The 22,738-nt window shown below is 70.8% G+C and carries 23 protein-coding genes; 12 read left to right on the top strand and 11 right to left on the bottom strand.

Annotation, left to right across the window (positions count from 1 at the left end; translation table 11 throughout):
* The first annotated feature begins 13 nt into the window (after nucleotides 1–13).
* The 6 genes from ABC138_RS13230 to ABC138_RS13205 all read left to right on the top strand — a co-directional run bounded on the left by ABC138_RS13230 (nucleotide 14) and on the right by ABC138_RS13205 (nucleotide 6,856).
* Complete coding sequence (locus ABC138_RS13230) at nucleotides 14–1,066, top strand: PhoH family protein (RefSeq protein WP_082807440.1); 1,053 nt, start codon at nucleotides 14–16, stop codon at nucleotides 1,064–1,066.
* Nucleotides 1,063–1,533, top strand: coding sequence for an rRNA maturation RNase YbeY (ybeY, locus tag ABC138_RS13225; RefSeq protein WP_068323052.1), 471 nt, complete (start codon nucleotides 1,063–1,065; stop codon nucleotides 1,531–1,533). The genes ABC138_RS13230 and ybeY overlap by 4 nt, the downstream gene beginning before the upstream one ends.
* Nucleotides 1,530–2,822, top strand: a complete 1,293-nt coding sequence (locus ABC138_RS13220; protein ID WP_068323055.1) for a hemolysin family protein — start codon at nucleotides 1,530–1,532, stop codon at nucleotides 2,820–2,822. Before ybeY ends, ABC138_RS13220 begins: the two co-directional genes overlap by 4 nt.
* The gene (era, locus tag ABC138_RS13215; RefSeq protein WP_068423504.1) at nucleotides 2,819–3,751 is read left to right on the top strand and encodes a GTPase Era; all 933 of its coding nucleotides are present in this window, start codon (nucleotides 2,819–2,821) and stop codon (nucleotides 3,749–3,751) included. The genes ABC138_RS13220 and era overlap by 4 nt, the downstream gene beginning before the upstream one ends.
* A gap of 255 nt (nucleotides 3,752–4,006) precedes the next feature.
* Entirely contained in the window at nucleotides 4,007–5,752 is a 1,746-nt protein-coding gene (locus ABC138_RS13210) for a BCCT family transporter (protein WP_345913971.1), read from the top strand.
* 66 nt (nucleotides 5,753–5,818) lie between these two features.
* On the top strand, nucleotides 5,819–6,856 hold the full coding sequence (locus ABC138_RS13205) for an aspartate-semialdehyde dehydrogenase (RefSeq protein ID WP_345913968.1): 1,038 nt from the start codon (nucleotides 5,819–5,821) through the stop codon (nucleotides 6,854–6,856).
* A 166-nt stretch (nucleotides 6,857–7,022) separates the two neighbouring features.
* Here the strand turns inward: ABC138_RS13205 and ABC138_RS13200 are convergent, their stop codons facing one another.
* Genes ABC138_RS13200 through ABC138_RS13185 form a run of 4 tightly spaced genes read right to left on the bottom strand, consistent with a single transcriptional unit; the run spans nucleotide 7,023 to nucleotide 10,439 of the window.
* A complete protein-coding gene (locus ABC138_RS13200) occupies nucleotides 7,023–7,415 on the bottom strand; it encodes a universal stress protein (protein ID WP_068323067.1) in 393 nt (130 codons plus the stop codon).
* Nucleotides 7,412–8,923, bottom strand: a complete 1,512-nt coding sequence (locus ABC138_RS13195) for a tripartite tricarboxylate transporter permease (RefSeq protein ID WP_068423509.1) — start codon at nucleotides 8,921–8,923, stop codon at nucleotides 7,412–7,414. The genes ABC138_RS13200 and ABC138_RS13195 overlap by 4 nt, the downstream gene beginning before the upstream one ends.
* A complete protein-coding gene (locus ABC138_RS13190; protein ID WP_345913967.1) occupies nucleotides 8,923–9,453 on the bottom strand; it encodes a tripartite tricarboxylate transporter TctB family protein in 531 nt (176 codons plus the stop codon). The genes ABC138_RS13195 and ABC138_RS13190 overlap by 1 nt, the downstream gene beginning before the upstream one ends.
* Entirely contained in the window at nucleotides 9,450–10,439 is a 990-nt protein-coding gene (locus ABC138_RS13185) for a tripartite tricarboxylate transporter substrate-binding protein (protein WP_068323076.1), read from the bottom strand. The genes ABC138_RS13190 and ABC138_RS13185 overlap by 4 nt, the downstream gene beginning before the upstream one ends.
* 121 nt (nucleotides 10,440–10,560) lie before the next feature.
* Between ABC138_RS13185 and ABC138_RS13180 the strand changes: the two genes are divergently transcribed.
* The 3 genes from ABC138_RS13180 (at nucleotide 10,561) to leuA (ending at nucleotide 14,726) form a co-directional block, all read left to right on the top strand.
* Nucleotides 10,561–12,141, top strand: a complete 1,581-nt coding sequence (locus ABC138_RS13180) for an ATP-binding protein (protein WP_345913966.1) — start codon at nucleotides 10,561–10,563, stop codon at nucleotides 12,139–12,141.
* Nucleotides 12,138–12,836: a response regulator gene (locus tag ABC138_RS13175; protein ID WP_345913965.1), complete on the top strand. Its 699-nt coding sequence runs from the start codon at nucleotides 12,138–12,140 to the stop codon at nucleotides 12,834–12,836. The genes ABC138_RS13180 and ABC138_RS13175 overlap by 4 nt, the downstream gene beginning before the upstream one ends.
* A 153-nt stretch (nucleotides 12,837–12,989) precedes the next feature.
* Nucleotides 12,990–14,726: a 2-isopropylmalate synthase gene (leuA, locus tag ABC138_RS13170; RefSeq protein WP_068323087.1), complete on the top strand. Its 1,737-nt coding sequence runs from the start codon at nucleotides 12,990–12,992 to the stop codon at nucleotides 14,724–14,726.
* A gap of 42 nt (nucleotides 14,727–14,768) precedes the next feature.
* On the opposite strand, the gene ABC138_RS13165 is transcribed toward leuA, so the two are convergent.
* Together ABC138_RS13165 and ABC138_RS13160 are read right to left on the bottom strand one after the other, a co-directional pair.
* The gene (locus ABC138_RS13165) at nucleotides 14,769–15,392 is read right to left on the bottom strand and encodes an alpha-ketoglutarate-dependent dioxygenase AlkB (protein WP_338537937.1); all 624 of its coding nucleotides are present in this window, start codon (nucleotides 15,390–15,392) and stop codon (nucleotides 14,769–14,771) included.
* Between the two features lie 57 nt (nucleotides 15,393–15,449).
* Nucleotides 15,450–16,490: a hypothetical protein gene (locus tag ABC138_RS13160; RefSeq protein WP_068323095.1), complete on the bottom strand. Its 1,041-nt coding sequence runs from the start codon at nucleotides 16,488–16,490 to the stop codon at nucleotides 15,450–15,452.
* Between the two features lie 100 nt (nucleotides 16,491–16,590).
* Between ABC138_RS13160 and recO the strand changes: the two genes are divergently transcribed.
* From recO to ABC138_RS13145, 3 genes are all read left to right on the top strand, one after another.
* Complete coding sequence (recO, locus tag ABC138_RS13155; RefSeq protein ID WP_068323098.1) at nucleotides 16,591–17,337, top strand: DNA repair protein RecO; 747 nt, start codon at nucleotides 16,591–16,593, stop codon at nucleotides 17,335–17,337.
* Nucleotides 17,334–18,116, top strand: a complete 783-nt coding sequence (locus tag ABC138_RS13150) for an isoprenyl transferase (RefSeq protein ID WP_068423518.1) — start codon at nucleotides 17,334–17,336, stop codon at nucleotides 18,114–18,116. The genes recO and ABC138_RS13150 overlap by 4 nt, the downstream gene beginning before the upstream one ends.
* Before the next feature lie 154 nt (nucleotides 18,117–18,270).
* Nucleotides 18,271–19,221, top strand: coding sequence for a class II glutamine amidotransferase (locus tag ABC138_RS13145; protein ID WP_068423527.1), 951 nt, complete (start codon nucleotides 18,271–18,273; stop codon nucleotides 19,219–19,221).
* Here ABC138_RS13145 and ABC138_RS13140 read toward each other — a convergent pair.
* The 5 genes from ABC138_RS13140 to ABC138_RS13120 are packed head-to-tail and all read right to left on the bottom strand — an operon-like array spanning nucleotide 19,218 to nucleotide 22,724.
* On the bottom strand, nucleotides 19,218–19,625 hold the full coding sequence (locus ABC138_RS13140; protein WP_068423532.1) for a Fur family transcriptional regulator: 408 nt from the start codon (nucleotides 19,623–19,625) through the stop codon (nucleotides 19,218–19,220). The two genes, ABC138_RS13145 and ABC138_RS13140, sit on opposite strands and share 4 nt — an antisense overlap.
* Complete coding sequence (locus ABC138_RS13135; protein WP_345913964.1) at nucleotides 19,622–20,629, bottom strand: metal ABC transporter permease; 1,008 nt, start codon at nucleotides 20,627–20,629, stop codon at nucleotides 19,622–19,624. The genes ABC138_RS13140 and ABC138_RS13135 overlap by 4 nt, the downstream gene beginning before the upstream one ends.
* The gene (locus ABC138_RS13130; RefSeq protein ID WP_345913963.1) at nucleotides 20,626–21,405 is read right to left on the bottom strand and encodes a metal ABC transporter ATP-binding protein; all 780 of its coding nucleotides are present in this window, start codon (nucleotides 21,403–21,405) and stop codon (nucleotides 20,626–20,628) included. The genes ABC138_RS13135 and ABC138_RS13130 overlap by 4 nt, the downstream gene beginning before the upstream one ends.
* A 17-nt stretch (nucleotides 21,406–21,422) precedes the next feature.
* Nucleotides 21,423–22,376, bottom strand: a complete 954-nt coding sequence (locus ABC138_RS13125) for a metal ABC transporter substrate-binding protein (RefSeq protein ID WP_068323111.1) — start codon at nucleotides 22,374–22,376, stop codon at nucleotides 21,423–21,425.
* Between the two features lie 39 nt (nucleotides 22,377–22,415).
* Nucleotides 22,416–22,724: a DUF6703 family protein gene (locus ABC138_RS13120; RefSeq protein ID WP_345913962.1), complete on the bottom strand. Its 309-nt coding sequence runs from the start codon at nucleotides 22,722–22,724 to the stop codon at nucleotides 22,416–22,418.
* Nucleotides 22,725–22,738: the final 14 nt, after the last annotated feature.

Here is a 22,738-nt window from a genome sequence, read left to right as displayed (position 1 = left end):
AATCAGGAGCACGATGCCTCAATCCGACCATCCCGACCTGCGCGCGCTCGACGCGATCTCCGACGACCCCCGAGCGGCTGCCCCCGACGGCGCCCCGAGCGTCCAGCAGACCATCGTCCTGCCCGACAACATGCCCATGGTCAGCGTCCTCGGTCCGACCGACGAGCTGCTGCGCACCATGGAGCGGGCCTTCCCCAAGACCGAGATCCTCGTGCGCGGCAACGAGTTCCGTCTGCGCGGTCCCGCCGATGACCTCGAGGTCATCGACCGGCTCCTCGACGAGATCATGGAGATCGTCGAGGCCGGCCACCCGCTCAACAAGGACGCGGTCGAGCGCGCGATCACCATGCTGCGCGGCCAGACCCGGGAGCGGCCGGCCGACGTGCTGACGATGAACATCGTCTCCAACCGCGGCCGCACGATCCGGCCCAAGACGCTCGGCCAGAAGCACTACGTCGACGCGATCGGCGACAACACGGTGATCTTCGGCATCGGGCCGGCGGGCACCGGCAAGACCTACCTCGCGATGGCCAAGGCCGTGGCGGCCCTGCAGGCCAAGCAGGTCGCCCGGATCATCCTCACCCGACCCGCCGTCGAGGCGGGGGAGAAGCTCGGCTTCCTGCCCGGCACGCTCGGCGACAAGATCGACCCGTACCTGCGACCGCTCTACGACGCGCTGCACGACATGATCGACCCCGAGTCGATCCCGCGCCTCATGGCCGCGGGCACCATCGAGGTCGCCCCGCTGGCGTTCATGCGCGGCCGCACCCTCAACGACTCCTTCATCATCCTCGACGAGGCGCAGAACACCTCGCCCGAGCAGATGAAGATGTTCCTCACCCGCCTCGGGTTCGGCTCCAAGATGGTCGTCACGGGTGACACCAGCCAGGTCGACCTGCCCGGCGGCACCGAGTCAGGCCTGAAGGTCGTCCAGCGCATCCTCACCGACATCGAGGGCGTCGAGTTCGTCCACCTCGACGCCTCCGACGTCGTCCGGCACCGGCTCGTCGGCGAGATCGTCGGCGCCTACGACCGCTACGACGCGACGAAGGGGCAGCGCCGATGAGCGTCGACATCCTCAACGAGACCGACCACACCGTCGACGAGACCGAGTTCGTCGACCTCAGCCGCTACGTGCTCGAGCAGATGCGTGTGCACCCGCAGGCCGAGCTGTGCATCCGCCTCGTCGACGAGCCGACGATGACCGTCCTGCACGAGCAGTGGATGGACCTCGCCGGGCCGACCGACGTCATGAGCTTCCCCATGGACGAGCTGCGGCCCGGCCGCGAGGGGGAGAGCCCGCTCGAGGGTGTCCTCGGCGACATCGTCCTGTGCCCCTCGGTCGCCGAGGCCCAGGCGGTCGCCGCCGGGCACGCCACGATCGAGGAGATGCTGCTGCTCACGACCCACGGCATCCTCCACCTGCTCGGCTACGACCACGCGGAGCCGGACGAGGAGAAGGAGATGTTCGAGCTGCAGCGCCAGCTGCTCCTGACCTTCCTCGCGACCCGTGGCCGGGGGGACACGGGGTGACGAGCCTCATCGTCGGCGCGATCGTCTCGATCGTCGCCGCGTTCGGCCTCACCCTCATCGACGCCGCGATCGGTTCCGCCTCGCGCGTCGCCGCCGAGGAGGCGGACAGCGAGGGACGAAGGGGGGCCCCCGCCCTCCGCGAGATCCTCGCCGACAGCGCCGGGCCGATCTCGGTGATCGCCTTCCTGCGCGCCGTCGCCGAGGCCGTGGCCGCGGTGCTCATCACCCTCGTCGTCGTCGACCAGGTCGAGCGGACGTGGTTGGCGCTGCTCGTCTCCGCCGCGATCATGGTCGTCGTGACCTTCGTGCTCGTCGGCGTCTCGCCGCGCACCCTCGGTCGCCAGCACAGCACCGCGATCGCGCTGGCGACGGCTCCCTTCGTCATCTGGATGCGGCGGTTGCTCGGGCCGGTCGCCCGCCTGCTCGTCACCTTCGGCAATGCCGTGACCCCCGGGCGCGGGTACCGCGACGGACCCTTCCGCTCCGAGGCCGAGCTGCGCGACCTGCTCGACCTCGCCGGGGAGTCGGCGATCATCGAGGACGAGGAGCGCGACATGCTCCACTCCGTCTTCGAGCTCGGGGACACGCTCGCGGGCGAGGTCATGGTGCCGCGCACCGACATGATCACCATCGAGTCCGACAAGCCGGCGCGCAAGGCGCTCAACCTCTTCATCCGCTCCGGCTTCTCCCGGGTGCCCGTCGTGGGGGACGACACCGACGACATCGTCGGGCTGCTCTACCTCAAGGACGTCGTGCGACAGGTGCTCGCGGACGAGAGGAGCTCCGGGCGGGCGGTCGAGGACTTCATGCGGCCGGCCCCCTTCGTCCCCGAGAGCAAGCCGGTCGACGAGCTGCTGCGCGAGATGCAGCGCGACCAGATCCACGCCGCGATCGTCGTCGACGAGTACGGCGGCACGGCCGGGCTCGTGACGATCGAGGACATCCTCGAGGAGATCGTCGGTGAGATCACCGACGAGTACGACCGCGAGGGGCCCGGCATCGAGGACCTCGGTGACGGGCGCCACCGCGTCCCCGCCGGCATGCACGTCGACGACCTCGGCGAGCTGTACGGCGTCGACCTCGACGACGAAGAGGTCGACACGGTCGGCGGGCTCATCGGCAAGGTCACGGGCCGGGTCCCGATCATCGGGGCGCGCGCCGAGGTGGCCGGTCTGTCGCTCACTGCTGAGAAGATGTCCGGACGACAGCACCGCATCGCCACCGTCATCGTCGAGCCCCTCGCGGCCGACGCCACCGGCGGCCACGAGCAGGAGGAGATCGGGGCATGACGCAGGACCAGGACGAGGTCACCTGGCGGGCGGGGTTCGCCTGCCTCGTCGGGCGACCCAATGCCGGCAAGTCGACGCTGACCAACGCCCTCGTCGGCGACAAGGTCGCGATCACCTCGAGCAAGCCGCAGACCACGCGGCACACGATCCGCGGCATCGTGACGCGCGACCACCAGCAGGTCGTCCTCGTCGACACACCGGGGCTGCACAAGCCGCGCACCCTGCTCGGGGAGCGGCTCAACGACCTCGTGCGCGAGACGCTGCTCGAGGTCGACGTCATCGGCTTCTGCCTGCCGGCCGACCAGAAGATCGGGCCGGGGGACAGCTACATCGCGGCCGACCTGGCCGAGCTGCAGCGCGCCAAGCGCGTGCCCGTCGTCGCCATCGCCACCAAGGCCGACAAGGTCGACCGGGAGCGTCTCGCGGAGCACCTCATCGCCATCGACCAGCTGGGGGACTGGGCCGCGATCGTGCCCTGCTCGGCTGTGCGCGGCGACCAGATCGAGGACGTGCTCGCCGTGCTCGGCGAGCACCTGCCCCCTTCGCCCGCCCCGCTGTACCCCACGGACCAGCTGACGGACGAGGACGACGAGACGATGATCGCCGAGCTCGTCCGCGAGGCCGCCCTCGAGGGCGTGCGCGACGAGCTCCCGCACAGTCTCGCGGTCGTCGTCGAGGAGATCGTCCCGCGGGAGGGCCGGCCCGAGCACGACCCGATGCTCGACGTACGGGTCAACGTCTTCGTCGAGCGCGACAGCCAGAAGGCGATCATCATCGGCCGGGGCGGGTCGCGCCTGCGCGAGGTCGGCACCACGGCCCGGGTGGGCATCGAGAAGCTGCTCGGTCAGAAGGTCTTCCTCGACCTGCACGTCAAGGTCGCCAAGGACTGGCAGCGGGACCCCAAGCAGCTGCAGCGCCTGGGGTTCTGAGGCCCCGGTCCGAGGTCACGAGCCGGTCACGAGCATTTGGGCGCAGGCCGGTGGGTGGGTCAGAGTGAGTGGTTGGGCAGCGCGCTGCCCGACGCCACCCAACTCGACAACAGGAGGAGTGGCCCCGGGCGGGACCTGTGCCGACCGGGCCATGTACACAACGTGACCGAACCTACGCAACCGCCGACCTCCGGACGTGACGCCGCACCGCGCGATACCCGTCGCGTCGACCACCCGGCCCTCGAGCCGCGGCTCATCGCCAAGACCGACCGGCTCGGCATCGACTGGATCGTCTTCGGCATCACCGCCGTCCTCGCGATCGCCTTCGTCCTCTGGGGCGTCATCAGCACGGCCTCCCTCTCCGATGCGTCGACATCGGGTGTCGACTGGGTCGTGACGAACACCGGTTGGCTCTTCGCCCTCGCCTCGACCGGCTTCGTCTTCTTCGTCATCTGGCTCGCGGCCAGCAAGTACGGCAACATCCCGCTGGGCGCCGACGGCGAGCAGCCGGAGTTCCGGACCATCTCGTGGATCGCGATGATGTTCTCCGCGGGCATGGGCATCGGCCTGATGTTCTGGGGCGCCGCGGAGCCGTTGGCGCACTACCTCGCGCCGCCGCCGGGGACGGGTGCGGAGGGCAACGACCACGTGACGCGCACGGCGATGGCGACGACGCTCTTCCACTGGACGCTGCACCCGTGGGCCATCTACACGGTCGCCGGTCTGGCGATCGGCTACGGCGTCTTCCGCAAGGGCCGCGGCCTGACGATCAGCGCGGTCTTCGAGCCGCTCATCGGCAAGCGTCAGGTGCACGGGCCGGTCGGCAAGGTCATCGACATCTTCGCCATCTTCGCCACGCTCTTCGGCTCTGCGACCTCGCTCGGCCTCGGTGCCCTGCAGATCGCCTCCGGCGCGAAGATCGTCGGCTGGGCCAACGACATCACCAACACCGTGCTCGTCGTGATCATCGTCGTGCTGACGATCTGCTTCATCTTCTCGGCCGTCTCCGGTGTTGAGAAGGGCATCCAGTGGCTCTCCAACACCAACATGGTGCTGGCCCTCCTCCTGGCCGCCTTCGTCTTCATCGCCGGCCCGACGATCTTCATCCTCAACCTCGTGCCGACCTCCCTCGGCACGTACATGCAGCACCTGATGGAGATGGCCGCCCGCACCAACGCGCAGGGCGAGCACGGCATCAAGTCGTGGCTGTCCGGCTGGACGATCTTCTACTGGGCGTGGTGGGTCAGCTGGACCCCCTTCGTCGGCATGTTCATCGCCCGCATCTCCCGCGGTCGCACCATCCGTGAGTTCGTCACCGGCGTCCTCCTCGTGCCGAGCACCGTGAGCCTGATCTGGTTCGCGATCTTCGGTGGCGCCGCCATCAAGGCGCAGGAGATGGGAGCGAGGCTCGACAGGTTCGGCGACGGCGAGGAGAGCACGCTCTTCGCGCTGCTCGACTCGATGCCGTGGGCCGCGGTCACGTCGGTCCTCGTCATGGTGCTCGTCGCGATCTTCTTCGTCTCCGGCGCCGATGCGGCCTCGATCGTCATGGGCTCGCTCAGCCAGCGGGGGACCCTTGAGCCCAACCGGTTCATGGTCGTCTTCTGGGGTGTCGCCACGGGCGCCGCCGCAGCGATCATGCTCGTGATCGGCGGTGAGGACTCGCTGACGGGTCTGCAGCAGGTCACCATCGTCGCGGCGCTGCCCTTCGTGCTCATCATGATCGGCATGGCCGTCGCGCTCGTGCGGGACCTGCAGTCGGACCCGATGGCCATCCGTCGGGCGTACGCCCGCGAGGCGCTCAGGCAGGCGGTCGTGGCCGGTGTCACCGAGCACGGGGACGACTTCGTCCTGTCCATCGACCAGACCGCGCCCGGCGAGGGCATCGACCGCGACAAGGTCGTCCCGGCCTCGGCCACGGACGAGGCGCCGGATGCCCAGGCCGACGAGGAGCACCCGGAGCGACGCGAAGAGCACGGCAGCACGCCGGCCTCGAGCTGAGCGACGCCCTGTCCGGGGCCTGAACGCGATGTGGGCGTTCAGGCCCCGACCTCTATCCTTGGGCGCATGCACATCGGAGTCTTCGGAGCCACCGGCCAGGTCGGACACGTCATGCGAGCACTGCTCGAGGAGCGGGACTTCCCCGTCACCTCGATCCGCTACTTCGCCTCGGCACGGTCCGCCGGCACGATCCTGCCGTGGAAGGACCAGGAGGTGACGGTCGAGGACACCGCCACCGCGGACTTCTCCGGCCTGGACATCGCGCTCTTCTCCAACGGCGGAGCCACGAGCAAGGAGTGGGCCCCCAAGGTTGCCGCTGCCGGCGCCACCGTCATCGACAACTCCAGCGCGTGGCGCAAGGACCCCGACGTCCCGCTCGTCGTGTCCGAGGTCAACGCCGAGGACACCGTCGACCTGCCCAAGGGCATCATCGCCAACCCCAACTGCACCACCATGGCCGCCATGCCCGTGCTCAAGCCGCTGCACGACGAGGCGGGCCTCGTCGCCCTGCGGGTCGCCACGTACCAGGCGGTCTCCGGCTCGGGCGGCAAGGGGCTCGACGAGCTCGACAGCCAGCTGCGCGCCGGGTACGCCTCGGGTGACCCCAAGGACCTCGCGCTCGACGGGTCGGCCCTCACCCTGCCCGCGCCGCAGGTCTACGAGGTGCCGGTCGGCTTCAACGTCGTCCCGGTCGCCGGCTCCGTCCAGGACGACGGCAGCCTCGAGACGGACGAGGAGCAGAAGCTGCGCAACGAGTCGCGCAAGATCCTGCACGTCCCCGACCTGCGCGTCTCGGGCACCTGCGTGCGCGTGCCGGTCTTCACCGGTCACGCGCTGGCGGTCCACGCGGAGTTCGAGCGCGAGATCACGCCCGAGCGCGCCACCGAGCTCCTCGAGGCCGCCGAAGGTGTCGTCGTGACGGCCGTGCCCAACCCGCTCGAGGCCGCCGGCAAGGACGACGTCTACGTCGGCCGGATCCGCGCCGACCAGTCGGTCGTCGACGGCAAGGGGCTGACGCTCTTCGTCGTCGGGGACAACCTGCGCAAGGGCGCGGCCCTCAACGCCGTGCAGATCGCCGAGGCGATCGTCGCCCGACAGGGCTGATACCCGCGCTGCAGCCGTACGCGTCCGACGACGAAGGGAGTGCCCCACCGCTGGGGCACTCCCTTCGTCGTGCTCGTGTGTCGAACCGGTAGCCCGGCGAGTCGGGGACCTCGCCACGGGCGCTGCCGGCACCGGGGGCTACCGGTTCGACACAGAACGACTGCGGTCACCGCGGCGGCTTGACCGCCAGGACCGGGCAGGTGGCGTCGAGCAGGATGCGCTGCGCGGTCGACCCGAGCAGCAGCTTGCCCACGGGCGTGCGGTGGCGCAGCCCGATGACGATGAGCGAGGCGTCGACCCGCGCGGCCTCGTCGAGCACGAGGTCGGCGATGTCCGGGCCCATCGGGCGGGAGACCTCGTGCTCGAGGCCCGAGGCGTCGAGCTGCTGCTGGAGCTCGTCGATGTCGCCCTCGCCGCCGTAGCGCGGGTCGACGAAGGCGTCGCCCTTCGTGGCGTTGACGACGAGGACCCGTTCGCCACGCAGCCTGGCCTCCGAGAGGCCGCGCTCGAGGGCGTGGGTGCTGGCGGGTTCCGGGGTGAAGCCGATGACGACGGTCATGCCGAGACCTCCGAGGTCGTGGTGTCCTTGCGGCCGCGGAGGAGTCCGGTGACCGCCATGCCGATGAGACCGAGGGCGATGATCGCGTAGACGATGACGGCGGCAGGCTCGCTGACGAGCCCGCTCCAGTCGCCGCTCGACAGGAGCAGCGTCTTGCGCAGCTCCTCTTCGACGCGCGGGCCGAGGATGACGCCGATGATCAGCGGCAGCACGGGGACACCGAAGCGCCGCATGCCCAGCCCGACGACCCCGAAGAGGAGCAGCAGGGCCAGGTCGAACCACTGCAGGTTGACCGCGAGGGCGCCGAGCGAGGCGAAGAAGAGGATGCCCGCGTAGAGGTATGGCCGTGGCGTGCGCAGCAGCTTGGCCCACAGGGGCGCGAGCGGCAGGTTGAGCACGAGCAGCAGGAGGTTGCCGATGAAGAGGCTCGCGATGAGGGTCCAGACGAGCGTGCTCTCGGACTCGAAGAGCGCCGGGCCGGGCTGGATGCCGTAGCCCATCATCGCCGCGAGCATGATCGCCGCCGTGGCGTTGGTCGGCAGGCCGAGGGCCAGCATGGGCACGAGGGTGCCGGCGGCCGAGGCGTTGTTGGCGGCCTCCGGCCCGGCCACGCCCTCGATGGCGCCGTGGCCGAACTCCTCGGGGTGTTTCGAGAGCTTGCGCTCGGTGATGTACGACAGGAAGGTCGGCAGCTCGGCGCCGCCGGCCGGGACCGCTCCGAAGGGGAAGCCGAAGGCGGTGCCGCGCAGCCACGGTTTCCACGAGCGCTTGAGGTCGTCCCTGCCCATCCACGGGCGACCCACGGGGATGATCTCCTGCGGGCGTCGGCGGAGGAAGGCGGCGACCCACAGGGCCTCGCCGATGGCGAAGATCGCGACGGCGACGACGACGATGTCGATGCCGTCGCCGAGGAGCGGGATGCCGAAGGTGGCCCGGCTCTGCCCGGTGAGGCTGTCGATGCCGACGATGCCCACGGCGAGGCCGAGGAAGAGCCCGATGAAGCCGCGCAGCTTGGAGCTGCCGAGGACGGCCGTCACCGCGATGAGCGCCAGGACCATGATCGCGAGGTACGAGGGGTTGCCGAGCTTGACCGCCTGCACGGCGATCCACGGCGCGAAGAAGGTCAGCAGGGTGGTGCCGATCGCACCGGCGATGAAGGAGCCGATCGCCGCGGTGGCCAGGGCCTGTGCCGCCTTGCCCGCCTTGGCCATCTTGTTGCCCTCGATGGCGGTGATGACCGACGAGGACTCGCCGGGCGTGTTGAGCAGGATGGAGGTCGTCGACCCGCCGTACATGCCGCCGTAGTAGATGCCGGCGAACATGATGAACGCGCTGGCGGGCTCGACGTTGTAGGTGATCGGCAGGAGCAGGGCCACGGTCATGGCCGGGCCGATGCCGGGCAGGACGCCGACCGCGGTGCCGAGGAGGACGCCGACGCAGGCGAAGAGCAGGTTGGCAGGGGTGATCGCCGAGCCGAAGCCGTCGATCAGGTGGTTGAGGTTGTCCATCAGAGGATCCCGTCCAGGATGCCCGCGGGGAGCGGGACGCCGAGGGCGACGTAGAAGGCGTAGAAGGTGGCGACCGACAGCACGGCGCCGATGACGAGGTCACGCAGCCAGGTGCGGCTGCCGAGCGTCAGGGAGCACCCGGCGAAGAAGAGCGCCCCGGAGATCGCCCACCCGAGCAGGTCGACGGTGGCGATGAGGAAGACGAAGACGGCGACGAGCTTGGCCACGGTGACCCAGTCGGCCCCTTGGTCGAGGTCGACGTCCTCACCCCCTTCCTCCTCGGGGAGAGAGCCGCGCAGGATGGCGACGCTCAGCAGGGCGGCGGTGAGGTAGAGGAAGCCGGCGACGAGCCAGGGGAAGAACTTCGGTCCGACCGGGTCGGTCTCGGCGAAGTCGTTGCGCAGCCCGGCCGCGTCGACGACGAGGACGGTCGCGACGAGGACGAGGAATCCCACGACGACGAACTGCGCGAGGTCGCGCCGACGCTCGGGCGCGGGGGTCGTGGTGGTGGTCAGGATCGTGTCGTTCACAGCAGTCCCAGCTCCTTCAGGGTCGTCTCGACGCGTTCGTCCTGGGAGGTGAGGAACTCGCCGAACTCGTCTCCGGTCATCCACGCATCGGTCCAGTTGTTCAGCTTCAGCGCCTCCTGCCAGCCGGTGCTGTCATGCATCTGCTGGAGCAGGTCGATGAGCTGCTCCCGACGAGCGGTCGAGATGCCGGGAGGGGCGAGGATCCCGCGCCAGTTGATGAAGGTCAGGTCGACGTCCGACTCCTTGAGCGTCGGCGCGTCGATGCCGGGCACCCGCTCCTCGCCCGAGACGGCGAGGACCTTGACCTGGCCCTTCTCGATCTGCTCGGCGTACTCGCCGAGGCCGCTCATGCCGGCCTTGATCTTCGAGCCGAGCAGTGCGGGGAGCAGGTCACCGCCACCGTCGTAGGTCACGTAGTTGACCTTGCGCGGGTCGATGTCGACCGCCTTGGCGAACTCCATCGGGAAGAGGTGGTCGGGGCCGCCGGGGGAGGAGCCTCCGCCGATGCTCACGGCCTTGGGGTCCTGCTGCCATGCCGTGATCAGGTCGGCGATGTCCTTGTAGGGGGAGTCGGCGGGCACGATGACGCCCTCGGACTCCTGGATGAGCCGGGCGAGGGGCGTCATGCCGGAGACACGGGCCTGCGACTTGTTGGTGAATGTCGCGCCGACGACCCCGAGGCCCATGGCCATCATGAGGTCCTCGTTGCCGCGCTCGTTGGCCAGGCGCGCCATGGCGACGGTGCCGCCGGCACCGATGACGTTGAAGACCTCGAAGCGGCTGGTGATCTCGGCGTCCTCCATGACGCGCACGGCGGCGCGACCGGTGAGGTCGTACCCGCCGCCGGGAGAGTTGGGGATCATCATGCGCAGCCGGGTGGAGCCGGCGTCGTCGCCGCGCGTCACGCCGCAGGCGGCGAGCGTGGGGACGGTGAGCGCTCCGAGCGAGGCCAGCAGCAGGGTTCGCCGCGTGGGGCCTGGGGACATGTCGGCACGCCTTTCGTGGGGTGGGTGGTCGATGATGGTCGTTGACGATGGTGGAGGGCGCGCGCGCCCCACGTCACCATTGCGGTCACAAAGGAGGTTGTGGTCATTGCGGTCCCGGCGCGTGCGGTGGAGCCTTGCCGCCCAGTTCCTCGTCTGGCAGCTCGCCGCCCTCCTCCTCGTCCTCCTCGTCGTCGCGGTGATCACCGTGCAGCAGTCGACGCAGGACTTCCGGGCGTCCCGGGAGCAGCGGCTGCTCGCGGTCGCGGAGTCGCTGGCGGCCACACCGGTGGTCCGGTCCGAGCTGGTCGAAGGGGGGAACCGTCGCGCCCTCGACGGGCAGATCGGGCGGGCGGCGAGCCTGTCCGGGGCGCGCACGGTGCAGCTGCTCGACGCGGACGGGACCGTGGCCGCGTCGACCGACGCGACGGACCTCGGGGAGCGGCCGGCACTCGGCCTGGCGGCCAGTGACGGTCGGTCGTGGTCGGGGGACCTGGAGATCGACGGCGCCCGCGCCGTCGGCGGCCAGGCGCCCGTGCTCGCCGACGACGGTCGGGTCCTGGGCGCGGCACTCGTCGTCGAGGAGTACCCGCCGCTCACCCAGCGGCTGTCGCAGGCGGCCCCCGACCTGCTGCTCTTCCTCGGGGCCGCCGCGGCGCTGGGTGTGGCCGGTGCGTGGGGGCTCTCGCGGCTCATCCGGCGCCAGACCCGCGGCCTCGAGCCGGCCGACATCGCGCGGCTGGCCGACCACCAGGAAGCACTGCTCACCGGGATCCACGAAGGGGTCGTGGGGGTCAACGGTGCCGGCGTCATCACGCTCGTCAACACCTCGGCCCAAGAGCTCCTCGGGCTGTCCGAGCGGGACGTCGGCCGTCCCGTGAGGGAGGTGCCGGTCCACGGCGGGGTCGCCGAGTTCCTCGCCTCGGCGGAGGACAGCGACCCGACGCTCATCGTCGTCGGGGACCGGACGCTCGTGCTCACCCGGCGTCGCACCTACTTCGACGGGCGCCAGGTGGGGACCGTGACGACGATGGTCGATCGCAGCGACCTGCTGGCCCTGCAGAGCCAGGTGTCGGCGCAGGCGAGCATCACCGACGCCCTGCGGGCGCAGACCCACGAGTTCGACAACCGGCTGCACACGATCTCCGGTCTGGTCCAGCTGCAGGAGTACGACGAGGTGGTCGCCCTCATCGCCGACGTCAACCGACGACGTGGCGAGATCAGCGATGCCGTGACCTGCCACGTCGAGGACCCCCGCGTCGCGGCGCTGCTCATCGCCAAGGTCACCGCCGCGTCCGAGGTCGGCATCGAGCTGTCCATCGAGCCGGAGTCCCACCTGCCGCGCCTGGACCCGGCCGTCGCAGCGGACGTCATCACCGTCGTCGGCAACCTCATCGACAACGCCCTCGACGCGACGCGGGCCAACGGGGGGCGGGAGTCGTCGGTGCGTCTGCTCATGACGGACGACGGCCCGCTCGTGCGGGTCGCCGACACGGGTGCGGGCATCGCACCCGAGGACGTCGACCGGGTCTTCGAGCGCGGGTGGTCGACCAAGCCCTCGGGGGCGGCGGGCCGCGGCATCGGGCTCGCCCTGGTGCAGGCCGTATGCTCCCGGGGCGGTGGCCGGGTGACGGTCGTGCAAGGTGACTTCGGTGCCGTCTTCACCGCATCGCTGGGCGGTACCGGGAGCGAGGAGACCCCATGAGGGAGAGCGTCGACGTCGTGGTCGTCGACGACGACTTCCTCGTCGTCAGGGTGCACACGCGCTTCGTCGAGAGCGTCCCGGGCTTCCGGGTCGTCGCGACCGCGCCCACGGGCGCCGCCGCCCTCGAGGCCGTCCGTGAGCACGGGCCCGACCTCGTGCTGCTCGACGTCCACCTGCCCGACATGACGGGGATCGAGGTGCTGCGTCGGCTGCGTGCCGAGGGCAACGAGGTCGGTGTCCTCATGGTCACCGCCGCACGTGAGGTCGAGCAGGTGCGGGCGGCCCGGACCGGGGGCGCCGTGGGCTACCTGGTCAAGCCCTTCGGCCAGGCCGATCTGGCCGCCCGCCTGCAGGACTTCAGGGCCGAGCTGCAGCGACTCCAGCGGGTCGACGCCGACACCGCTGCGCAGGAGGACATCGACGCGATCTTCGGCGGGACCCCGGGGGCAGGGACGCCGACAGCTGTCCTGCCCAAGGGGCTGAGCGGGGAGACCGGCGAGCTCGTCCTCGCTGCGGTCCGCGGGGCGGGGGACCTCTCCGCCAGCGAGTGCGCGGAGGCGGTCGGGCTCTCCCGGGTCACGGCCCGGCGCTACCTGGAGCACTACGTCGGGACGGGTCGGCTCGAGGGCCGTCAGCAGTACGGACGGGTGGGTCGACCCGAGCGGCGGTACCGCTCCCCTTCGTCCGCATCGTGACCCGCGGCATGCCGCGCCGGGGCGAGGAGTATCGTGCTGGGCATGCGGACGGACCTCCTCCTTCTCTGCCGCGGCGAGGCCTGACAGACGGCCACCTCGTCGCGGAGTTCGTGGTGCCGGCCCACACGAGACCCACGCGACGAAGGACAGAGCATGATCCACCCCCAGCAGGCCACCGCGATGCCGGTGCGCAAGTACGTCCCCTTCCAGGACCAGATCGCCGTCGAGCTGCCCGACCGCACGTGGCCCGACCAGGTCATGACGCAGGCACCGCGCTGGTGCGCCGTCGACCTGCGTGACGGCAACCAGGCGCTCATCGACCCGATGGACGCCGAGCGCAAGCTCGCGATGTTCCAGCTGCTCGTCAAGATGGGCTACAAGGAGATCGAGGTCGGTTTCCCGAGCGCGAGCGAGACCGACTACAACTTCTGCCGCGAGCTCATCGACGGCGGCCACATCCCCGACGACGTGACGATCCAGGTGCTCACGCAGTGCCGTGACCACCTCATCGAGAAGACCTTCGACGCCATCGCCGGCAGCAAGCAGGCGATCGTCCACTTCTACAACTCGACCTCCGTCCTGCAGCGACGTGTCGTCTTCAACACCGGCCAGGACGGCATCGTCGACATCGCGCTGCAGGGTGCGCGGCTGTGCAAGAAGCTCGAGGAGACGATCCCGGACACCGACGTCTACTACCAGTACTCGCCGGAGTCGTACACGGGCACCGAGCTCGACTTCGCCGCGCGGATCTGCAACGAGGTCATCGACGTCATCGACCCGACGCCGGACCACAAGATGATCATCAACCTGCCGGCGACGGTCGAGATGGCCACCCCCAACGTCTACGCCGACTCCATCGAGTGGATGAGCCGCCGTCTCGAGCGGCGCGAGTCGATCGTGCTCTCGCTGCACCCCCACAACGACCGCGGCGAAGGGGTGGCTGCCGCCGAGCTCGGTTACCTCGCCGGCGCCGACCGGATCGAGGGGTGCCTCTTCGGCAACGGTGAGCGCACCGGCAACGTCGACCTGGTGACGCTGGGCATGAACCTCTTCAGCCAGGGCATCGACCCGCAGATCGACTTCTCCCAGATGGACGAGATCCGCCGCACCGTCGAGCACTGCACCCAGCTGCCCGTGCACCCGCGTCACCCGTGGGGTGGCGACCTCGTCTACACCGCCTTCTCCGGGTCGCACCAGGACGCGATCAAGAAGGGCTTCGAGGACATGGAGCTGCGGGCCAAGGAGGCCGGCACCGACATCGACGGCATCGACTGGGGCGTGCCCTACCTGCCGATCGACCCGCACGACATCGGCCGCTCGTACGAGGCGGTCGTGCGCGTCAACAGCCAGTCCGGCAAGGGCGGCGTCGCCTACCTGCTGAAGTCCGAGCAGGGCCTGGACCTGCCGCGTCGCCTGCAGATGGAGTTCTCCGCGGTCGTCCAGCGCAAGACCGACACCGACGGTGGCGAGATGAGCGGCCTCGCGCTGTGGGAGGTCTTCAACGACGAGTACCTGCACAGCGAGGACAGGGACGGGTGGGGCCGGTTCCAGCCGGTGCGCACCACGCTGACCGGTGAGGACAACGGCCTCGACCGCATCGAGGGGCACATCCTCGACCGCGGCCAGGAGATCGCGATCTCCGGCAGCGGCAACGGCCCGATCGCCGCCTTCCTCGACGCGCTCGCCCCGCTGGGCGTCGACGTACGGGTCCTCGACTACGCCGAGCACGCGCTGTCCGCCGGTGGCGACGCCCGCGCCGCGGCCTACGTCGAGTGCGCCGTCGGCGAGCGGGTGCTGTGGGGCGTCGGCCTGCACGACTCGATCGTCAAGGCCTCGCTGCGCGCGATCCTCTCGGCGGTCAACCGCGCCGAGCGCGACGCCCAGGCCTGAGCCTGGCGAAGGGGGAGGCGCGAGCCTCCCCCTTCGTGCGTCTCAGCGCACGCCGGCCACGCGGAACTGGATCGACACCCGGGGCCCCACCGCCGCCGAGGTCTTGGGCACCGCGTGGTCCCAGGTGCGCTGGCAGGCGCCGCCCATGACGACGAGGTCGCCGTGGCCGAGCGCGACCCGCTGCGACGGGCCGCCGTCGCGCGGGCGCAGCGCGAGATGGCGGGCTGAGCCGAGGGAGACGATCGCGACCATCGTGTCCTGCTCGCGGCTGCGCCCGATGCGGTCGCCGTGCCAGGCGACCGAGTCCTCGCCGTGGCGGTACAGGCACATGCCGGCGGTGACGAAGGGCTCGCCGAGCTCGCTGGCGTAGTGCTGGGAGAGGCGCTCGCGCATGTCGGCGACGAACGGGTGGGGCAGGGGCTCCCCTGCGCGGTAGAAGCAGGTCAGGCGCGGCACGTCGACGACGGAGTCGTACATCTTGCGCCGCTCCGCCCGCCACGGGACCTCGTGCAGGAGCGTGTCGAGCACCTCGTCGGTGCCGCACGCCCATCCCGGCACGAGGTCCAGCCAGGCGGTGCCGTCGAGGAATCGCCGGTGACGCCGCTCGAGGTCACCGAGCGTGGGGGAGTCGGCCGTGTCGAAGAGCGAGGACTGGAGCGCCTGCATCCCACGACCCTAGCAGCCCCTCGAACACACGTTCGATGAGCGCCACCGGCGTGTCGCTCAGCCTGCGGCCACCGGGTGGTCGCCCTTCGCGCGCAGGCGCAGGCCGGCGGCGCTGGCCACGAGCAGCACGGCCCCGGCGACGAGCAGGGCCCCGGCGGCGCCGAGCGCACCGTCCGAGTAGTCCACCGCGGCCTCGGTGGCGGCCATCGTCAGCGCGACGACCCCGACGCCGAGGTAGGGCCACGACTGCGTCCGGACGTAGGCGAGGAAGCCGAGGACGCCGACGACCGCCAGCAGCGCGTAGGAGACCCACGCGTGCTCCCAGCCCATGGCGACCTGGGCGCCGAGGATCGCCAGGACCCCTCCGACGGCGCGCCCGAGATGGGTCTCGCGCCACAGCCCGGTCTCGGTCAGGGCGATCCATGCGGCGGCGAGCCCGAGGAGCGAGGCCGCGGCCACGAGCGGGGCGTTGTCCGAGGCGTCCGGCCCGAGGGCCAGCGTCATCGTCGTGATGGCCGCGGTGAATGCGGCGCCGAGCTGGCCGAGCCCGGTCGGCACGAAGCGGTAGCCGAGGACCATGAGCGCGCACGCCGTGCCGAAGCCGATGCTCACCGTGTAGGGCTCGCGCAGGTCGAGGACGTGGGTCGCCCACACCCCCGCCGCGCCTCCCGCGACAGCGGCGGCCGCCACGGCCAGCGTGCCCGCCAGGAGCAGCCGGGCCTGCCGCGCCAGCTCGGGGAGGGTCGCGGCGGAGCGTGCCGTGAGCCGCACGGCGACGGCGCCGGCGGCCAGGACGAGGGCGCTGACGAGCAGTGCCGCCACGCGGGTGCCCGGGCCCATCCGCGACCACTGCGAGGCGAGGAAGACCGCGGCTGCCGCGATGACGAGGATGCCGCCGAGGTAGCCGGCGATCTCCGCGGCGATCCGGCCCGCAGGCGGGCGCGCAGTGGCTGGCTCCGGCCCGACGTCCACATGGCGGGCCAGCACGGCACCCGCTCGGTCCCGGTCGCCCTCGGCGACGACACCCGCCCGGACGAGGTCGTCGGCGATCTGCCGGGAGCGAAGGGGGAGTGGGGCCTCGTACGCGCGCCTGCCCATGGTGAGCCTCCTGAGGACGACACCGCCGTGGCGTCACTCCCATTGTCCGCCCGGCGTGCCCGCCGTGGGAAGACCCGTCGTGCGTAGGACAATGGGGTGCATGCCCCTCTACCGCGACTCCGGAGTCGTGCTGCGCACCCACAAGCTGGGCGAGGCCGACCGGATCATCACCGTGCTCACCCGCGGGCGCGGCAAGATCCGCACGGTGGCGAAGGGGGTCCGCCGCACGAAGTCGAAGTTCGGCGCCCGCCTCGAGCCGGGCATGCACGTCGACCTGCAGTGCTACGAGGGCCGCAACCTCGACACCGTGACCCAGACCGAGTCGATCGACGCGTGGGGCGACGTCATCGCCCGCGACTACGCGCGCTGGACGGCGGCCACCGCGATCCTCGAGACGGCCGACCGGCTGACCGAGGAGCACGAGCCGGCGCTGCAGCAGTACCACCTGCTCGCGGGTGCGCTGCGCTCGCTCGCCCAGGGTGACCACGCCGCCGAGCTCGTCCTGGACGCGTACCTCCTGCGGGCGCTGGCGGTCGCCGGCTGGGCACCGAGCTTCCACGACTGCGCCCGGTGCGGCGACGAGGGCCCGCACCGCGCCTTCCACGTCGCCTCCGGTGGCGTCGTGTGCCGCAGCTGCCGCGTCCCCGGGGCTAACGCCCCCGCCCCCGAGACCCTCACCCTGCTCGCCGCGCTCCTCGCCGGTGACTGGGTGGTCGCGGACGCCTCCCTCGACCGGCACCGACGGGAGGGGTCCGGCCTGACCGCCGCCTTCCTCCAGTGGCACCTCGAGCGCGGGGTGCTCTCCCTTCGTCACGTCGACCGCACCCAACCGCAGAGGACCGGATGAGCCGCTACGAGACCCCCTTCGCCCACCCGAGCGGGGCCACCCCGCCGCCCGTGCCGGCCGAACTCGTGCCCGGTCACGTCGCGATCGTCATGGACGGCAACGGCCGCTGGGCCAACCAGCGGGGCCTCGCCCGGACCAAGGGCCACGAGGCGGGGGAGGGCGCGCTCCTCGACGTCGTCGCCGGGGCCCTGGACATCGGCGTCAAGCACCTGTCGACCTACGCCTTCTCCACCGAGAACTGGCGCCGCTCGCCAGAGGAGGTGCGTTTCCTCATGGGGTTCAACCGGGACGTCATCCGCCGGCGGCGCGACCAGCTCGACGCGTGGGGCGTGCGCATGCGCTGGGTGGGACGTCGCCCCAGGTTGTGGAGCTCGGTCATCAAGGAGCTCGAGATCGCCCAGGAGATGACCCGCGACAACGACGCGATGACGTTGTACTTCTGCGTCAACTACGGCGGTCGGGCCGAGATCGTCGACGGCGTCCGGCGGATCGCCGACGACGTCAAGGCCGGCCGGCTCAAGGGCTCGGGCATCGACGAGCGGACGATCTCGCGCTACCTCACCGAGCCGACCATGCCGGACGTCGACCTCTTCCTGCGCAGCTCGGGGGAGCAGCGCACGAGCAACTTCCTGCTCTGGCAGTCGGCCTACGCCGAGATGGTCTTCCAGGACACGCTGTGGCCGGACTACGACCGGCGCCACCTGTGGGAGGCCATCGAGACCTACGCCCAGCGCGAGCGGCGCTACGGCGGCGCGGTCGACGCACCATCGGGCTCCTGAGTCGCCCCGAGTGCATCGACCCGGCGAAGGGCGTTCAGGACCAGTCGCGCTCGATCGTGCACCCGACGCCGACACGGTCCGAGAGGACGTCGTGACATACGCTGTCGAGGCCCGCGCGACCTGCGTTCATCGATCTGTCACATGAGGAGAACGTATGTGTCGAGTCCTTGCCTACATCGGTCCGGAGATCTCGCTGGAGAATCTCTTGCTCAAGCCGACGAACAGCCTGATCAACCAGTCCCTCGACCCGGAGACCCATCCCGAGCTCCAGCTCGTGGGATGGGGTTTCGGAGCGTGGAGCGAGCACCTGCTCAAGCCGGAGGAACCCTTCATCTACCGCCGGCCGACGGCCGCCTTCTACGACGACAACGCCACGCGCATGCTCCCCAGCCTGCAGGCCAGCACCATGTTGGCGCACGTCCGCGCTGCCGCCTACGAGGCCAAGGTCGTCATGGCCGACGAGAACTGCCACCCCTTCTGCTTCGAGGGGACCCGGTGGATCGTGGCGCAGAACGGCTACCTGCCGGGCTGGCAGGTCCTGCAGCGGGAGCTGCTGCAGCACTGCAAGGACGAGTACCTGACGCAGATGCTCGGCACGACCGACACGGAGTTCATCTACGCCCTCTTCCTCTCCCTGCTGGAGGGTGACGGTGACGAGGATGTCCAGCGCGCGGTCGAGGAGCTGCTGCGCCTGATCGCCAAGGCGATGAAGGACCTCGAGCTGCCGGGGCTGACCAAGCTGAAGATGGGCCTGGTCTCCCAGGACCGGGTCATCGGGATCAACTGGGGGCTCGGGCACCAGGGCGAGGTCGACCCGGAGGGGGACTGGCGGGAGCTGCGCACGGCTGACGCCGGCACCGACGACCGCGCCCTCTCCATGCTCCTGGAGCCGATGTACCTGTTGCTGGGTCGCAACTTCCAGCACGACGAGGCGAACTACGGCTTCCAGGAGTGCACCGAGGAGAAGGCCACGGCGGCCATCTTCGCCTCCGAGCCGTTGAGCGAGGAGGGCGATGGCTGGTTGCCCCTGGAGTACGGATCGATCGTCTTCCTCGCCAAGGACGGCGAGCACATCACCAAGTCCGTCAGGCAGCTCCAGCTCTAGGTCGTCGGCCGGGAGGCGCACTCCTCGCAGCGTCCGAAGAGCTCGAGGGTGTGCGCCACGTCGCTGAAGCCGTGCTCCGCGCTCACCCGGTCAGCCCATCGCTCCACGGCCGGGCCCTCGACCTCGACCGTGCGGCCGCAGTCACGGCAGACGAGGTGGTGGTGGTGCCCGGTGCTGCAGCGTCGGTAGACGATCTCGCCGTCGTCGGTGCGCAGGGCGTCCAAGGCCTCCTCGTCGACCATCGCCTGCAGGGTCCGGTAGACCGTTGCCAGGCCGATCTTGTCCCCACCGGAGACGAGGCTGGCATGGATCTCCTGCGCTGACCTGAACTCGTCGTAGCGATCGACGTCGGCCTCGATCGCGTTCCTCTGCCGAGTCGGTCGGCGGGTACGGGTGTCGGTCATCGGGGGCTCCCCTCGAGGGTCGTGTCGGCGGGCGTGTGCTCCGGGTCGTGCTCGTCCCAGTGGTCGCCGTGCCGGGCGTGCCGGTGCCCGTCGTGCAGGTAGTCGACGTGGTCGCCGTGCAGGACGACGTCGTGGCCGCAGTCCTCCCAGTGGACGTGCTCGTGGACCTCTGCCGTGCGGTGGCCACGACGGCGCAGGGCGCGCAGCGCGGTGACGGCGGTGGCCGAGACGACGAAGACCGCGATGGCGAGCAGCACGATGGTCGCGCCGGACGGGGTGTCGGCGTAGAAGCTCGTGAAGACCCCGCCGACGCTCGTCAGCGTGCCGACGACGACTGCCCACCGCAGGCTCCCGCGGAAGGACCGCCCGAGGTACTGGCCGGTCGCGTTGGGCAGGATCATCAGCGCGCTGATGAGCAGCAGGCCGATGACGCGCATCGAGATGACGACCGTGACGCCGGTGAGGACGGCGAGCAGGATGTTGGTGCCCAGCACGGGCAGTCCCGAGGCGCGGGCGTACTCGTCGTCCTGGGCGACGGCGAAGAGGCGCTCGCGCAGCACGAGCACGGTGACGAGGACGACTGCGGCGAGGACCGCGAACTGGACGAGGTCGCTGCGGGTGACCGTGGTGAGGGCACCGAAGAGGTATCCCTGCAGGTTGGTCGCCGAGCCGGACGGCGCCTTGGCGATGATGACCACACCCGCCGCCAGACCGCCGTAGAACATCACCGCGAGCGCGAGGTCGCCACCGGTCCGCCCGAGGTGGCGCAGCAGCTCGATCGCCACGGCCGCGACGACGACGACGGCCAGGGCCGTGAGCACGGGCGAGGTGCTCGTCAGCAGGCCGATGCCGACGCCGGCGAGCGCGACGTGGCCCATCCCGTCACCGATGAGCGACATGCCGCGCTGGACGAGGAAGACGCCGACGAGCGGCGCGGACGCCCCGACCAGCAGCGCGGCGAGGAGTGCGTTGCGCATGAACTCGAGACCGAGGATGTCGATCACCGGGGTCCCCCCTTCGTCGTGATGATGGTCGAAGGGAGGGCCGAGGGTGCCGGCTCGTCCTCACCCTCGTGGTGGGTGTGGGCCTGTGCGTCGGCGGTGAGCTCGTCCGGGGCGCAGTCCTGCTCGATCGTGCCGCCGCGCACGACCACGGCCCGGGTGACGATGTCGGCCAGCGCGTCGACCTCGTGGGTGACGATGACGAGGGTCGCCCCACGGGCGACGAGACGTCGCATCACGGCGACGAGCACCTGCTGGTGGCCGCGGTCGACCCCGGCGGTCGGCTCGTCCATGACGAAGACGTCGGGACGGCTCGCGAGCGCGCGCGCGATGAGCACCCGGCGCTGCTGGCCGCCGGAGAGCGTGGCGACGTCGTGGTCGGCGAGGTCGCCCAGGCCGACGACCGCGAGGGACTCGGCGACGAGCGCGCGGTCGGCCGAGGAGCGGATCCGCCACGGCGCCCACCAGGGCGTGCGCACCGTGCGTCCCGTCGTCACGATCTCGGAGGCGGTCGCCCTGACGGCCGAGGCGAGGGTGTGGCGCTGCGGGACGTACCCGATACCGGCCCGCGCGTCCGCGCTGCCGACCTCGTGGCCGAGGACTCGGGCGGTGCCGGCGTGCTGCTCGGCGATCCCGAGCAACCCCTTGACCAGGGTCGACTTGCCGGCCCCGTTGGGTCCGAGCACGGCGACGACCTCACCGCGGCGGACGGTGAGGTCGACGTCGTGGACCACGACGCGGTCGCCGTAGCCGAAGGCGGCGCCGGTCAGCTCGATCACGGGAGGGGCGGACGAGGTCAACTGCACCCCTGTCCCTTGCGGACGGTGGCCAGGTTGCTGCGCATGACCTCAAGGTAGTCCGATCCGGCGGACTCGTCCGTCAGTCCCTCGAGGGGGTCGAGGACGGCGACCTTCGCCCCGGAGTCGCGGGCGATGGTCCGGGCGACATCGGCGGGCACGAGGGTCTCCGCGTACACGGTGTCGACCCGCTCCTGCTTGACGTGCTTGATGAGGTCGGCCAGCGCGCTGGGGCTCGGCTCGCTGTCCGGGCTCAGGCCGCTCACCGACTCCTGGTGGAAGCCGTAGCGGTCCGCGAAGTAGGCGAAGGCGGTGTGGCCCGTCACGAGGTCCTGGCTGCGGCAGTCGGCGAGCCCGGCCCTGAGGTCCTTGTCGAGCGTGGTCAGCTCGCCCGTGAACTCCTTGGCGTTCGCCCGGTAGTCCGCGGCGTGGTCCGGGTCGGCCTCGGCGAAGCGCTCGGCGACGGCGTCGACGACGTCCGCGTAGCGCGTCGGGTCGAGCCAGAAGTGGGGGTCGACCGCCCCGTGGCCCTCCTCGTGGGCGGCGTGCTCCTCGGCGCTCTCGCCCTCGTGCCCCTCCCCCTGAGGTGCCTCGAGGTCGAGACGAGCGGCCGACGAGACGTCGAAGGCGGAGTCGCCCGCCTCCTTCGCCGCGTCGTCGACGGAGGGCTGGAAGCCCTTGAGGTAGACCAGGGCGTCGGCCCGGCTGACGTCGAGGACCTGGTTGGGCGTGAGCTCGAGGTCGTGCGGCTCGGCGCCGGGCTTGGTGAGGTTGGTGACCTCGACGTGGTCACCGCCGACCTGCTCCGCCGCCTCCTGCAGGGGGTAGAAGCTCGTCGCCACCGACAGGCTCGCGTCGCCCGCACCGTCCGTGGCGTCCTCGCCGGAGCCGCAGCCCGTGAGGGCGAGCAGGAGGGCGGAGACGCTGAGGACGAGACGGTGGCGGGACTTCATGAGAACGATTCTCACCGCACGTGAGAATCGTTGTCAACTTCAGCGGGGTACGACCTTGATCACCGTCAGGCCGACGAGCAGGACGATGACGGCGATGCGCATCAGGCGCTCGCTCGCGGTGAGGCGCGGCCAGGACAGCCCGAGCATCCACAGCAGGAAGAGCACGACCAGGCCGAGGGGGATCGCGCCCCACGGACCGAGGAAGCTGCCGAGCAGCACGAGCGCGAAGACGACGACGATCGGCACGAGCGGCGGCAGCTGGGACAGCGCCCGGGTGAGAGGCAGGCTCGCGCGCTCGAAGGCGTTGGTCGCGACGGGCTCGGGACGGGGCGTGGGGCTGCTGGACACCCCCACAGGGTAGG

Source organism: Janibacter sp. LM (assembly GCF_039631275.1).
Lineage (GTDB): Bacteria > Actinomycetota > Actinomycetes > Actinomycetales > Dermatophilaceae > Janibacter > Janibacter terrae.
The sequence above is the reverse complement of the archived record's forward strand: the minus strand, read 5'-3'. Positions and strand labels throughout refer to the sequence as shown.

Bases quoted from the DNA above. Each gene is read 5' to 3' on its own strand.
- ABC138_RS13230 (WP_082807440.1), top strand. From the start codon at position 14: ATGCCTCAATCCGACCATCCCGACCTGCGCGCGCTCGACGCGATCTCC.
- ybeY (WP_068323052.1), top strand. From the start codon at position 1,063: ATGAGCGTCGACATCCTCAACGAGACCGACCACACCGTCGACGAGACC.
- era (WP_068423504.1), top strand. From the start codon at position 2,819: ATGACGCAGGACCAGGACGAGGTCACCTGGCGGGCGGGGTTCGCCTGC.
- ABC138_RS13205 (WP_345913968.1), top strand. From the start codon at position 5,819: ATGCACATCGGAGTCTTCGGAGCCACCGGCCAGGTCGGACACGTCATG.
- ABC138_RS13200 (WP_068323067.1), bottom strand. From the start codon at position 7,415: ATGACCGTCGTCATCGGCTTCACCCCGGAACCCGCCAGCACCCACGCC.
- ABC138_RS13195 (WP_068423509.1), bottom strand. From the start codon at position 8,923: ATGGACAACCTCAACCACCTGATCGACGGCTTCGGCTCGGCGATCACC.
- ABC138_RS13185 (WP_068323076.1), bottom strand. From the start codon at position 10,439: ATGTCCCCAGGCCCCACGCGGCGAACCCTGCTGCTGGCCTCGCTCGGA.
- ABC138_RS13175 (WP_345913965.1), top strand. From the start codon at position 12,138: ATGAGGGAGAGCGTCGACGTCGTGGTCGTCGACGACGACTTCCTCGTC.
- leuA (WP_068323087.1), top strand. From the start codon at position 12,990: ATGATCCACCCCCAGCAGGCCACCGCGATGCCGGTGCGCAAGTACGTC.
- ABC138_RS13165 (WP_338537937.1), bottom strand. From the start codon at position 15,392: ATGCAGGCGCTCCAGTCCTCGCTCTTCGACACGGCCGACTCCCCCACG.
- ABC138_RS13160 (WP_068323095.1), bottom strand. From the start codon at position 16,490: ATGGGCAGGCGCGCGTACGAGGCCCCACTCCCCCTTCGCTCCCGGCAG.
- recO (WP_068323098.1), top strand. From the start codon at position 16,591: ATGCCCCTCTACCGCGACTCCGGAGTCGTGCTGCGCACCCACAAGCTG.
- ABC138_RS13150 (WP_068423518.1), top strand. From the start codon at position 17,334: ATGAGCCGCTACGAGACCCCCTTCGCCCACCCGAGCGGGGCCACCCCG.
- ABC138_RS13145 (WP_068423527.1), top strand. From the start codon at position 18,271: ATGTGTCGAGTCCTTGCCTACATCGGTCCGGAGATCTCGCTGGAGAAT.
- ABC138_RS13140 (WP_068423532.1), bottom strand. From the start codon at position 19,625: ATGACCGACACCCGTACCCGCCGACCGACTCGGCAGAGGAACGCGATC.
- ABC138_RS13125 (WP_068323111.1), bottom strand. From the start codon at position 22,376: ATGAAGTCCCGCCACCGTCTCGTCCTCAGCGTCTCCGCCCTCCTGCTC.